At 64.0% G+C, this 12,057-nt stretch carries 9 protein-coding genes and 1 rRNA gene; 5 read left to right on the top strand and 5 right to left on the bottom strand.

All coding sequences use genetic code 11. From position 1 onward, the window contains the following. Nucleotides 1–119 precede the first annotated feature (119 nt). From rrf to HSX14_RS26110, 4 genes are all read left to right on the top strand, one after another. Nucleotides 120–235 (top strand): 5S ribosomal RNA (gene rrf / locus HSX14_RS26125). A gap of 402 nt (nt 236–637) precedes the next feature. Next, nucleotides 638–1,300 (top strand): paraquat-inducible protein A, encoded by a 663-nt coding sequence (locus HSX14_RS26120; protein ID WP_173172463.1) that lies wholly within the window; start codon nt 638–640, stop codon nt 1,298–1,300. Continuing rightward, nucleotides 1,287–1,910 (top strand): paraquat-inducible protein A, encoded by a 624-nt coding sequence (locus tag HSX14_RS26115; RefSeq protein WP_173172465.1) that lies wholly within the window; start codon nt 1,287–1,289, stop codon nt 1,908–1,910. The genes HSX14_RS26120 and HSX14_RS26115 overlap by 14 nt, the downstream gene beginning before the upstream one ends. Beyond that, nucleotides 1,903–4,194, top strand: coding sequence for a PqiB family protein (locus HSX14_RS26110; RefSeq protein WP_173172467.1), 2,292 nt, complete (start codon nt 1,903–1,905; stop codon nt 4,192–4,194). Before HSX14_RS26115 ends, HSX14_RS26110 begins: the two co-directional genes overlap by 8 nt. Nucleotides 4,195–4,253: 59 nt before the next feature. Here the strand turns inward: HSX14_RS26110 and mksF are convergent, their stop codons facing one another. The 5 genes from mksF to HSX14_RS26085 all read right to left on the bottom strand — a co-directional run bounded on the left by mksF (nt 4,254) and on the right by HSX14_RS26085 (nt 10,685). Continuing rightward, complete coding sequence (gene mksF / locus HSX14_RS26105) at nt 4,254–7,088, bottom strand: Mks condensin complex protein MksF (RefSeq protein WP_173172469.1); 2,835 nt, start codon at nt 7,086–7,088, stop codon at nt 4,254–4,256. Further along, nucleotides 7,085–7,789, bottom strand: a complete 705-nt coding sequence (mksE, locus tag HSX14_RS26100; RefSeq protein ID WP_111264237.1) for an Mks condensin complex protein MksE — start codon at nt 7,787–7,789, stop codon at nt 7,085–7,087. Before mksE ends, mksF begins: the two co-directional genes overlap by 4 nt. Continuing rightward, nucleotides 7,779–9,026 (bottom strand): Mks condensin complex protein MksB, encoded by a 1,248-nt coding sequence (mksB, locus tag HSX14_RS26095; protein WP_173172471.1) that lies wholly within the window; start codon nt 9,024–9,026, stop codon nt 7,779–7,781. The genes mksE and mksB overlap by 11 nt, the downstream gene beginning before the upstream one ends. Nucleotides 9,027–9,209: 183 nt before the next feature. Continuing rightward, a complete protein-coding gene (locus HSX14_RS26090; RefSeq protein ID WP_021220394.1) occupies nt 9,210–9,818 on the bottom strand; it encodes a hypothetical protein in 609 nt (202 codons plus the stop codon). Nucleotides 9,819–10,043: 225 nt separating this feature from the next. After that, nucleotides 10,044–10,685 (bottom strand): hypothetical protein, encoded by a 642-nt coding sequence (locus tag HSX14_RS26085; protein ID WP_173172473.1) that lies wholly within the window; start codon nt 10,683–10,685, stop codon nt 10,044–10,046. 331 nt (nt 10,686–11,016) lie between these two features. Between HSX14_RS26085 and HSX14_RS26080 the strand changes: the two genes are divergently transcribed. After that, nucleotides 11,017–12,057 carry a DUF6160 family protein gene (locus HSX14_RS26080; protein ID WP_173172475.1) on the top strand — a complete coding sequence of 347 codons (1,041 nt, stop codon included), beginning with the start codon at nt 11,017–11,019 and terminating at the stop codon, nt 12,055–12,057.

Here is a 12,057-nt window from a genome sequence, read left to right as displayed (position 1 = left end):
CAATCTGACGATTGTTGTTATAAGGTGAAGTCGACTTAGCCGAAAATTGGCCAGAACTTGCAAAGCCTTATCACATACCCATTCGGGGTCGCGTCCCAGACGATACCCCAACCGAATTGCTTGACGACCATAGAGCGTTGGAACCACCTGATCCCATCCCGAACTCAGTAGTGAAACGATGCATCGCCGATGGTAGTGTGGAGTTTCTCCATGTGAGAGTAGGTCATCGTCAAGCACCTATACCAAACCCCCGACCTTCGCAAGAAGGTCGGGGGTTTGACTTTGCGCCTGAGAAAATCGGCCGGCTGATGAGGGGCACCTGTAACGCCGGGCACCGCTCGAAGTGCGGGCATTGCGATCCATCCGGTGCGCCATGGCATCGCGTGTAGCGCCACGGCGATGTGCCTGGGCAGCGGGCAGACCGAAGGACTGCCATGCCGGTGCCTGCCGCGATCGCTTCATTGACCCGCTCTCAGCCCTGAAAGAGTCCACGGACTGAAGTCCGGGCTACCGATATATTCAGGCTGGCATTCCCAGCCTGTTTCGAACCTGTTAATGGCAAATCGGGTCACAGTCAGACAGACCCTTTGCGGCTGCGCTCGTCTAGAATAGGCGCGAATTCACATGAGCCCCCTGTATGCCTGACTCGGCCGATCCCCGCCCGTTGTCCGAACGTCCCCTTGAGGAGTTGGTTGCCTGCCCAGAGTGCGACCTGCTGATGCATCGCCAGCCCGTCGAAGAGGAGCACAAGGCCTGCTGCCCCCGTTGTGGTTACGAGATCATCGTCCACCGCGCTCATATGGAGCGCCGTGCCCTTGCCCTCGTTTTGACGGCCCTGATGCTCTACGTCCCGGCGAACTTCCTGCCGATCATGAAGCTCAACCTGCTCGGCCAGACCACCCAGGACACCATCTGGAGCGGCGTGCTCGGCCTCTATCACAGTGGCATGGATGGCGTGGCCGTCCTGGTCTTCCTCTGCAGCATGGTCATCCCGCTGCTCAAGCTGCTCTGCCAACTGGTCGTGCTGCTGTGCATCCGCTGGCAGGTGATGCAGGGGCTCGGCCTGTACCTTTATCGCCTGTATCACCACATGCGCGAATGGGGGATGCTCGAGGTCTACCTCATGGGCATCCTCGTCAGCATCGTCAAGCTGATCGACATGGCCGACCTGCACCTAGGGATCGGACTCGCCTGCTTCATCGGCCTGCTGCTGTCCCAGGTCTGGCTGGAAGTGACCATGTCACCGCACCAGGTCTGGGACTCCCTCGACGCCGGAGGTCATGCCAGTGAGAGCGCTTGATGCCGGCATCCTCGTCTGCAGCGATTGCCACCAGCTGAACCGTCCCGATCAGGACGACGACGCGCCCTGCTGCACCCGCTGCGGCTCGCGCCTCCACGAGCGCCGGCCGAACAGCCTGATCCGCACCTGGGCACTGCTGCTCACCGCCACCATCCTCTACATCCCGGCCAACGTACTGCCGATCATGACGGTCAACTTCTTCGGCAACGGCTCGCCCTCCACCATCATGGAAGGCGTGATCGAGCTGATCCACGCCGACATGCTGCCCATCGCCCTCGTGGTCTTCACCGCAAGCATCCTCGTGCCCACCTTCAAGCTCGTCGGCATCGCGTTGCTGTTGTATTCCGTACAGCGGCACCAGCCGATGTCGGCGCGCCAGCGCATCCTCATGTACCGCTTCATCGAATGGATCGGCCGCTGGTCCATGCTCGATATCTTCGTCATCGCCATCCTCGTGGCGCTGGTGAACTTCGGCAACCTCGCCAGCATCGAGGCCAACCCCGGAGCGGCCGCCTTCGCCAGTGTTGTGGTCCTGACCATGACCGCCGCAGTAACCTTCGATCCCCGACTGATCTGGGACAACACCGATATGGACGACGAGAATGGCTGACCTGCCAAAGCCCAAGACGAAGAAAACCACCAACTGGTCCGCCATCTGGGTCCTGCCCCTGATCGCCCTGGGCATCGGCCTGTGGCTGGGCTGGAAGTCGATGAACGACGCCGGTATCGACATCAAGATCTACTTCGAAAACGGCGAAGGCATCCAGGTCGGCAAGACCCAGCTCATGTACAAGGGCATCCAGGTCGGCAAGGTCACCGACCTGCACGTCAGCGATGACATCAATGGCGTCGTCGCCACGGTCGAAGTGCTCAAGGAGGCCGAGCCCTACCTGAGCAAGGAAACCCGCTTCTGGCTCGTGCGTCCGCGTGTATCGCTCGCAGGCGTCACCGGCCTGGAGACCCTGGTCTCCGGCATCTACATCGCCATCGACCCGGTGAAGGGCGAGCCCGAGCGCAAGTACCACGCGCTGTCCGAGCCGCCGCCGCTCTCCGACAACCTGCCCGGCCTGCACCTCACCCTCAAGGCCGAGCGCCTCGGCTCCCTGGAGCAGGGCAGCCCCGTCTACTACCGGCAGATCCAGGTCGGCCAGGTGAAGAGCTACCAACTGGCCGAAGACCAGCGCACCGTCGAGATCAAGGTGCACATCGAGCAGCCCTACGCCCAGCTCGTGCGCAAGCACACGCGCTTCTGGAACGCCAGCGGCCTCAACGTCACCGCCGGCCTGTCCGGGGTGAAGATCCGCACCGAGTCGCTGCTCAGCATGGCCGCCGGCGGCATCGCCTTCGCCACGCCCGAGAACCGGCAGGACAGCCCGCCCACCGACTCCACCATCCCCTTCCGCCTCTACGACGGCTTCGAGGCGGCCGAGGCGGGCCTCAAGGTCATGCTGCGGATGGAAGACGTCAGCGGCCTCAACCCGGGCAACACCCCGGTGATGTACAACGGCGTCCAGGTCGGCACCCTCAAGAAGCTCGACATGGACAAGAACTTCGCCGGCGCCACCGCCGAGCTGACCATGGAGCCGCGCACCGAGGAGTTCCTCGTCGAAGGCACCGAGTTCTGGACGGTCAAGCCCTCCATCTCCCTGGCTGGCATCAGCGGCATCGAGGCCCTGGTCAAGGGCAACTACATCGCCGTGCGCTTCGCCAAGAGCGGCACCCCCACCCGCGAGTTCACCGCCCGGCCGAAGGCACCGCCGCTGAACACCGACGCCCCCGGCCTGCACCTGGTGCTCACCAGCGACAAGCTCGGCTCGCTCGATGTCGGCAGCCCCATCCTCTACAAGCAGATGCGCGTGGGCAGCGTGCAGAGCTACCAGCTCTCCCGTGACCAACAGCGCGTCGTCGTCGGCGTCCACATCGAGCCGGAGTTCGCCAAGCTGGTCAACGAATCGACCCGCTTCTGGAACGTCAGCGGCGTCAGCATCAAGGGCGGCCTCTCGGGCGTCGAGGTGAAGAGCGAGTCGCTGCAGACCCTGCTGGCCGGTGGCATCTCCTTCAGCACGCCCGACTCCAAGGCCACGCCGGTGACCAAGCCGCGCCGCTTCACCCTCTACGACAACGAGAACCTCGCCCTCGGCAAGGGCACGGTGATCGAAATCCGCATGCCGCAGGCCGATGGCCTGCGCGAAGGCACGCCGGTGCGCTTCAAGGGGCTGGATGTCGGCAGCGTCGAACGCATCGCCCTGGCCGATGACCTAGCCGGCGTCGTGGTCAGCGCGCGCATCACCGAAGCCACCGACCGCATTGCCCGCGCCGGCAGCCAGTTCTGGGTGGTCAAGCCCGAGCTCGGCCTGGTGCGCACCGCCAACCTCGATACCCTGGTCAGCGGCCAGTACCTGGAAGTGCAGCCCGCCTCCGCCAAGGGGCCGCTGCAGACCACCTTCACCGCGCTCACCGAGCCGCCGTCGGTCATCGCCCGCGAGGAAGGCCTGCGTATCGTCCTCAGCACCGCTCGCCGCGGCTCCATCAAGCCCGGCGTGGTGGTCAGCTACCGCGAAGTACCGGTAGGCAAGGTGGTGCGTTTCGAACTGGGCAAGACCGCCGACCGCGTCCTCATCCACGTCCTCATCGAGCCGCGCTACGCCTCCCTGGTGCGCAGCGGCACGCGCTTCTGGAACGCCAGCGGCGTGGGCATCGACGCCGGCCTGTTCAAGGGCGTGAAGGTACGTACCGAATCACTGGAAGCGCTGATCGAGGGTGGCATCGCCTTCGCCACCCCGGACAACGACCAGATGGGCGCACCGGCCATTCCCGGGCAGACCTTCGCCCTGCATGACGAACTCAACGAGGAATGGCTGAAGTGGGCGCCGAAGATCACCCTCGAGAAATGATCCACCCCGCATGAAAAAGGGCCGCATCTGCGGCCCTTTTTCTTTTCTGCGGCTTCGACTCACGCCGGCTCGGCTTCCTCGCTCGCGGCAGGTGCCTGCCGGCTGGGCTGCTCGCGACGCTTGATGAACTTCCAGTCCGCCTCGTCGATGTAGATGCCGTTGGGGCCGCTGCCACCTTCCAGGTCGATGGCCACGTCGGCCGAAACCTGCGGCTTCACCGACGCCAGGATGGGCGTGAAGCCCAACTGGGCGCTGGTCTCGATCAGCGCCTGCTGGTTGCGCTCGTCGATGTCCGCCGCCTCGTCCAGGTAGTAGGGCAGACGGATGCGGCCGGCCTGCTCGCGGTCCATCAGGTGCAGCAGCAGGTACATGTTGGTCAGCGCCTTGATGGTCATGGTGGTGCCGTTGGAGGCGGCGCCATCGATGTCCGTGTGGATGATCGGCTGGCCATGCACCTTGGTGATCTCGAAGGCCAGCTCGAACAGGTCCTTCAGGCCCAGCTGGTTGCCGTTGGCGGCGACCAGGCGCGCCAGGTACTCCTTGGCCTCCTCGTTCTTCGCGTCCTGCTCGGAGGATTGCGACAGGTCGAACACCGACAGGGTCTCGCCTTCCTCGTACTGGCCAGCGCTGTGGATGATCTGGTCGATGTGGCGCAGCGCATCCTTGTTCGGCGCCAGCACGATGCGGAAGCTCTGCAGGTTCGACACCTGGCGCTTGTTGATCTCGCGGTTGAACAGCGCCAGCTGGTGTTCCAGGTTGTCGTAGTCGCTGCGGATGTTGCGCAGGGTACGGGCGATGTCGGTGACCGCCGCGCGGCGGGCCTTGGCGAGGGTCAGGGCCTCGTCCTGGCGGTGTGCGTAGGCGTTGATCAGCAGCTGCAGGCGACGCTCGGTGTCGTCCTCGCTGTCGAACTTGGCCACGCCCTTCAGGCGCACTTGGGCGTACAGCGCCTCGATCTGCCCATCGATGCGCTGCAGCGCCTGCCAGGTGTCCTGGTAGTCGTTGAGCAGCGGCAGCAGGTTGTCGATGCTGTCGTCCACCGGGTCGGTGAAGGGCGTGCCGAAGGGCAGGTCGGCCGGCAGCAGCTGGCGGCGACGCAGCGCGTCTTCCAGGGTGCGCTCCTTGGCTTCCAGGTCGGCGAGCTGGCGGCCCACCAGCTGCAGCTTGGCAGAGAGCTGCTGGACGCGTTCGGTGAAGGCGTCGCTGGAGCGCTTCAGGTCGTCCTGCGCCGCTTCGCGCTGGGCCAGCAACTCCAGCTTGCCGGCTTCCTCGGCGGACAGCGTCTGGGTCTTGCGGAAGTCCTCCAGGGCCTTCTGCGCATCCAGCACGGCCTGGTACAGCTGTTCGGCCTGGGCCTTGCTCGCGGCACGGTCGGCGGCGACCGATTGCTGGGTCTTGAGCTGCTTGAGCTCGCGCTCCAGGCGATCCTTCTGGTCGCGCAGGGCGGCGCGGTCGGCCAGGGCCTGCAAGGCCGGCGGCTCGATGTGGGACAGGTCGATATCCAGGCCGGGCACCTGGAAGTGCTCGCCCTTGAAGCGATCGAGGATGGCTTCCAGGGATTTCACCCAGGCGTCCTCATCATCCAGCTGGATGCCTTTCTCACCCAGCGGCAGGCTGAACAGCTGGCCGTTGAACAGGCGCATCAGGCGGTCGACATCGGCCTGGGAGAACTCCTCGCGCAGGCGCGAGTAGCTGTTGTTGTCGGCGTGGTCGAGCTGCTGCTTGACCGACTTCAGGCGTTTCTCCAGGTCACGCAGGCGCTCGTCCAGGTCTTCCGAGGAGAACTGACGGGATTGCGCCAGGGCACCCGCGAGCTCGTCATGGGCGTCCTTGGCGGCCAGCAGCTGCTGCTCCAGCACCTTGACGTCGTCCACCAGGGCGAAGCGGTTCTTCAGCACCGCCAGCTCGCCGAGCCAGCGCTGGATCTCGCTGATCTCGCGCTCCAGGCGCATCAGCTCCTGGGTGCCGCCGCGCTGCTCGTGCTGCAGGCCGTCCTGCTCGTTGCGGTAGTGCTCGGCCTGGATCACCAGTTCCTCGCGGCGCGCACCGGAGTAGTCGTGCCAGGTGCCCAGCAGGTTATCCAGCAGGGGCGAGAGGCGATGCAGCTTGCCGCGCAGGATCTCGCGCTGGGCCACGCCATTGGACAGCGCCTCCACCAGCGGGCCGGCGGCCACCAGCGCCTGGTAGTCCTGCTCCATGCGGCGCACGTCGCGGAAGGCTTCCTCGGTGGCGGCGATGTAGTCGACGCTGCCGGAGCGCAGGCTGTGCTCGAAGGCATCGAGGAACAGCTGCTTGAGCTTGGCCGCGGTGATCTCGCGCATGTGCAGCAGGTTGATGAACAGCGAGCGGAAGGTCTTCAGGCTCTGTTCGCTGGTCGAGCGCAGCGGGATCAGCGTCAGGTCCAGCGGGATGGACGTGTGCCCGCCCACCAGCAGCCGGCGCAGCTCGTCAGGCTTGAGCTCGTAGGCCTTGATGCCTTCGCGCTCGAGGTTGTTGAACAGCTCGCGCTGACGCAGGCAGGTGCCGTTCTTCTGGTAGTGATCCAGGTCCAGGCTGCCCTGGTAGGCGAAGAACTGGTGGCCGAAGCCGCCGCCCGGGCCGCGGCCGGCGACGCCGATCACATGAGGGCCGTGGGGCAGGGAGACTTCGACCAGGATGTAGCTGGTGTCGGTGGCGAAGTAGAACTTGCGTGACTGCTCCAGGCTGTACTTGCCGAAGCTCATGTCCGACATGCGCGCCAGGATGGGGAACTGCAGCGCGTTGATCGACGCGGATTTACCCAGGTTGTTGGCGCCGTAGACCGACAGCGGGGTTTCCAGCGGGAACAGGCCGAGGCTGTAGCCGGCGGTGTTCAGCAGGGCGAAGCGGCGGATGCCGTAGCGTTCCTGGCTCATGCGTCCATCTCCTGCGCGGCGCGCTCTTCGGCCATGGCTCGTGCCAGGGCGTCTTCTTCGGATTCAGCGGCGGCCGGCTCCTCGACCTCCAGCGAGACGATCGGCTCCTCGCCGTCGTCATCCATCAGCACCGGCGCCGGCAGGGCCAGGTCGCTGCTGTGCAGGTTGGCGGCCAGGTCGCGGTCGTGCTGCACGGCCAGGCACACGTCGAGGAAGCGGTGCATGGGCGGCAGGAAGCGGTACACGCCGTTGCTGTCCTCGGCGAAGCCGAGCTGCGTCAGGCGGCGGATGACCTTCTCCTCCAGCTCTTCATGGGTGGTCACCTCGGCCTGCAGGAACAGGTCGCGGTACTTCTCCAGCAGCGCGGGCAGCTCGTCGCGGCCGATAGAGCCGCCATCGAGCACGGAAAGCGGGTCGCGGCCCTGGTCGGCCAGGTGCTCCACGAGGATGAAGGTGAACAGCGCCAGGCGCTGGGCGGTCTTGTTCACCTGGGCGCCCATCTGCTCGGGCACGAAGTAGTAGAAGCCGCGCGGGTCGCACACCAGCTCGAAGCCAAGCGCCTTGAACAGGGCGCGGTACTGGTCCTGCATGGTGGACAGCTGGGCGTAGCATTCCGGCTCGCTGCGCGAGAGGTGATAGCCCTTGAACAGCTCGCGGAAGATGGCCGAGAGCTGGGTCATTTCGGTGAGATTAAGATGCATGTTTTTCGCTCTTGATGAGGGCGAAGGAGCTCAGGCTGACCTGATGCTCCGCGGTGAGGTAGTCGCGGCGTTCCAGGCGGTCGCGCTGGAAGCGGCTTTCGCGGGAGAGGCGGGAGAACCAGTACAGCAGCTCGTCGGTGGCGCCTTCCGGCTCCTGCTCCAGCAGCCAGGCCATGAGGTCCGGCAGCGGCAGGGCCTGTTCGCAGCGGTCGATCATTTCCCGGGCGGTGCGCGGCGCGCGCGGTGCTTCGCCACGACGGCCCCCGGAGGCCTTGGGGAAGTGCGCGGGCTTGGGCTCGAAACGCGCCAGGGCGTAGACGTAGGCTTCCACCTGCGAGGCGCTGCCGAGGAAGGTGCTCTGCGGCCGGGTGAACAGCGGCAGGGCGGACTGCGGAACGGCGTCCAGGCCCTTCTTGCGGATCACCGAGAGCGCCAGGGCGGCGCCACGGGTCACCGCGTTGTGCCGGCGCGCTTCTTCGCGCAACGGCAGCAGCAGTTCACGGGCCTTGCGCAGCGTCAGCTGGGCGGTGGTCTGCATCTCCAGGATGCGCGCATGGGTACGCAGCAGCAGGTCGTCGTCGACCAGCTGGCCCAGGCGCTGCTGTTCGCCGAGCAGCTTGAGCAGCACCTGCTCGACCCGGCGCACGCCCTGTTCGAACGCGCCATCGGCGGAAACCAGCTGGATCATCGGCTCGACGTATTCATCCCAGGTCGCCAGGACCTCGGCATAACGCTGGCGCAGCGGGATCTGCCGGTCGCTGGTCTTGGCCCGTTCGGCCACGGCCACCAGGGCCTGCTCGTCGTTGTCGAGCTTCTTCAAGACATCGCGCACGCGCATGTCGAGCAGGCGCAGCTGGCGCGCCAGGTCGTTGCCGTCGCGGATCTCGAAGGCTTCCTGGATGTAGCCGGCCAGGCGCTCCAGGTGACGCAGGTAGGCCTCGATCTCCAGGCAAAGGCCGAGGCGGTGTTCACGGCGCAGGTAGGCGAGGAAGTCGTGGATCTGGGCGTTCAGCTCGAAGCGGTTGGGGCTCTTGGCCACCGGCACCAGGATGTCCAGGCGGATCCATTGGTCGAGCAACGCGGTGATGTCCGTGGGCGTGCCCTCCGGCAACTGGGCCCCGAGCTGCAGGCGCAATTCGGCCAGGCTCAGCGTGCCGGCGTCGAAGCGCTCGCACAGCGGCTCCAGCAGCGCCCAGTGCTCGGCGAGGGCGCGCAAAACGCGTTTGGGTTCGATCATCGTGGGAGACGGTCCCTGCCTGAGGAAAAAGACGCGATTGTACTGCATGACCGCCGGCTCGACTCAGCCCGAGCTGATCAAAGGACGGCTGGTTCGCATGGCGGCGTGCCGGGTGAACGGTTGCCCGGCCAGGTGATGCCCGCGCATGCGGGAATCCGCTGGGCGCCCGGGTCTGGGGAAGGGTCAGCTCTGGCGGAACAGCCCGATCAGGTGATCGGCGATGGCGGCCTTGATGGCATTGACGTTGAGCTGCGAGGTATGGCCCAGGCGCTCGGTATTGATGCGGTGCAGGTGCAGCGAGGGCATGCGCGCCTCGTACTCGCGCAGGTCACCCTTCACCAGCACCGGCAGGAAGTGGTCGTTCTTCGCCTGGTAGCGCTGGATCAGCAGCTTCAGGCCCTCCTGGAACGGCAGCTCGCGGGAGGCGGCCAGGCGGTGCTCGCCGGGGATCTTCAGGTACAGCCCCGAATAGCCCATGGTCTCGCCGGGCAGGATGTGGATGCCGGTGGGCTCCACCGCCTCGGGCGGGATTTCGTTGAAGGTGTCGTGCCAGGCCTGCTCGTCGGGAAGGATGGTGATGCTGCCATGCTCCTCCTCCGGCACCACGAAGCTGTAGTTGCTGTAGAGCTTCTCGACATAGCCGGAATAGACGCACAGGCGGTTTTCGAAGCGCAGCAGGAAGTCGATCGCCTGCTGGCGGTCGGTGATGGCATCCAGGTCCCAGGCGAGGTCGCTCTGGTTCTGCAATTCGTCCCAGTGTGAATCGGAATCGGCTTTGGAGTTGGCGTTCATGGACTCGGTCAATACGGCATCTGCCGTGTAGCAAGGCAGAAAACATGCCAGTCAATTCAAGGGCTTGGAATGGGGCCGGAAGCGTGCTCCAGCTCACACTCGACATTCTAGAGCGGTCGCAATCTGACGAGGATGGTCACTTGTCGGACGGATGAAGGAAATTGCACGGGCACGTGCGCATGAGATGGGCCCATGCGCACCTGTGAAGATAGGCGTCTGGTTCGCTTACGGGGTTAGGGTCACCGGCACGTTGGCGCCATTGGGATAGGTGTTGTTGAAGGATTCGAACGTGGTGCAGAAGGCGTGTTCATCGCGGAAGTATTGAGGGTAGTTGGGAGTGACGGTATCCAAGGCAACTGCCTGGTAGTTGTAATGAGTTGTACCGTTTTTAACTGACGAGCCGACTTTGGTCAGAGGAAGGTAAGTGCCGGCAATGTTCACGCCTTGAACATCTTCGCTGGACGTCATGAACAAATTACAAATCAGGTCTGCTTCCGGCACCGGAGGCGTGTTGAACAGTTTTACTACGCGGGCAAAGGCCAGCGTACTGACTCCGCTCAAGCTAACCGAGCCTATTGCAGGGGACGGCATATAGCCTGCCACTACCATGTTGAAGGTCGTGGAATCCCTAGGCTCTTCGTTATAGGGCGTGTGATTGGCGCTGTCATAGGTAATGGCTTTACCGACTATTAGTGTGCCGCTGAGCGATGTTGTAAGGAGAGTTGCCTGACGCCCAAATAACTTGGCCCTGGCTTTTACCTGGGGGATTGGAGTGAATTCGCCCTTCATGTAACTGAGCTGTTGCTCAAGCTCAGTCTGGCCATCGGCTGCAGCCATTAGTGGTAGGCCGAAAGAAACCAGGGCCATGGGGAGAATCCGGAATTTCAACATTGCAACGACTCCTTGTTGTCTGGAGCCGGTAGTTGAGCAGTTACCCCGCTTTGCGCCCAGCTATCCAAAGGCTGGCGGGCAGGACGCCTAGTCTGATCGCCTTGCCGACCAACCTGAAGCTAGGGGGGCATGCGGTGGTGTGGATTTGGGTAACAACCGCAACGGCGAGCCGAGGACGAACATCGAAAAAACCACCTTTTTCCCGCCTATGGGTCGGGCCGCAATGGCAGGTGCTTCCCTATAGTGGCATCACGGAATCGAGCCGCTGATGCTCGGTCGCCACTATAAGAATAAGAGGGAACTCGCCATGCGCCTGACCCGCAGTCCCGCCAAACGCCTTTTCCTCGTGCTCGCCGCCAGCCTGCTGGCCACCTCGGCCCAGGCTCGCATGGAGGCTCTCGATGACGCGGAGCTTTCCAACGTCACCGGCCAGGCGTTCATCAACCTGACCACCGATGCCAACGCCGGGATCAACTACACCCGCATCAACCTGGGCGTCGATGTCGATACCCAGCTGAACATGAAGAAGCTGCAGCTCGGGCAGTACAACGACAGCGTGACTCGCCCCGGCGAGATCGCCGGCTCGTCGGACATCCTGATCAACAACTTCGCCCTCGGTACCGTCAACGCCGACGGCTCGATCAACCCGTTCCGCATCTCCAATCCCTTCCTCGAACTGGCCTACTCCGGCAACAAGGTGGTTGGCGTGCGCATCGGTTTCGGCGAGGCCAAGGGCGTGCTGTCCGGGGATATCCAGAGTCTGACCGGGAACATTCCTGTGCATATCAAGGGGACAGGGCAGGCAATCTACGATAAGTCGAACTTCGTACAGCAAACGGCGCTATTCCTTGCGGGGGTCTACACGTCCAGCGTCGTAGAGGCGGATGCCAACCTGGTGACTTCGGGGGGGAACCTCGATCCGGTACGAGGAACGATGGCGGGGATCAAGAACGGTGACGGTCTCAACTGCACGTCGGGGTGTGCGGGAGGTTGGACTGACGCATTGCTGGGGGCCTTTGCTTCGAACAACTGCAGCATTCTCGGTATCCAGACTTGCTTCAATCTGTCTCAGTTCCAATCGCTGCCGGTGGGCAACACAAGCAACATGGCCAACATGGAGGGAGCCGCCAAGGGCTTCTTCATCTCCCTGCAGACCCAGGACGTGGCCTGGCGTGACATGGACAGCAACGCCTTCATGACCGCGCTCAAGGGCGCCTTCATGAACATGCCCAAGTATCGCGACGCCAACGGCAACCTGGTCTCCCCGATCAACATCGACTTCAACCAGGCCTTCAACGGTATTCCCCGGCAGGACACCTGCCTGGGGTCCGCCACCAAGGGATGCTGA

The organism is Pseudomonas tohonis (assembly GCF_012767755.2).
In the GTDB taxonomy this organism is placed as follows: Bacteria; Pseudomonadota; Gammaproteobacteria; order Pseudomonadales; family Pseudomonadaceae; genus Metapseudomonas; species Metapseudomonas tohonis.
The sequence above is the reverse complement of the archived record's forward strand: the minus strand, read 5'-3'. Positions and strand labels throughout refer to the sequence as shown.

What these genes read in the sequence shown, in the direction of transcription:
- HSX14_RS26120 (WP_173172463.1), top strand. Translation starts at nt 638, where the DNA reads ATGCCTGACTCGGCCGATCCCCGCCCGTTGTCCGAACGTCCCCTTGAG.
- HSX14_RS26110 (WP_173172467.1), top strand. Translation starts at nt 1,903, where the DNA reads ATGGCTGACCTGCCAAAGCCCAAGACGAAGAAAACCACCAACTGGTCC.
- mksF (WP_173172469.1), bottom strand. Translation starts at nt 7,088, where the DNA reads ATGAGCCAGGAACGCTACGGCATCCGCCGCTTCGCCCTGCTGAACACC.
- mksE (WP_111264237.1), bottom strand. Translation starts at nt 7,789, where the DNA reads ATGCATCTTAATCTCACCGAAATGACCCAGCTCTCGGCCATCTTCCGC.
- mksB (WP_173172471.1), bottom strand. Translation starts at nt 9,026, where the DNA reads ATGATCGAACCCAAACGCGTTTTGCGCGCCCTCGCCGAGCACTGGGCG.
- HSX14_RS26090 (WP_021220394.1), bottom strand. Translation starts at nt 9,818, where the DNA reads ATGAACGCCAACTCCAAAGCCGATTCCGATTCACACTGGGACGAATTG.
- HSX14_RS26085 (WP_173172473.1), bottom strand. Translation starts at nt 10,685, where the DNA reads ATGGCCCTGGTTTCTTTCGGCCTACCACTAATGGCTGCAGCCGATGGC.
- HSX14_RS26080 (WP_173172475.1), top strand. Translation starts at nt 11,017, where the DNA reads ATGCGCCTGACCCGCAGTCCCGCCAAACGCCTTTTCCTCGTGCTCGCC.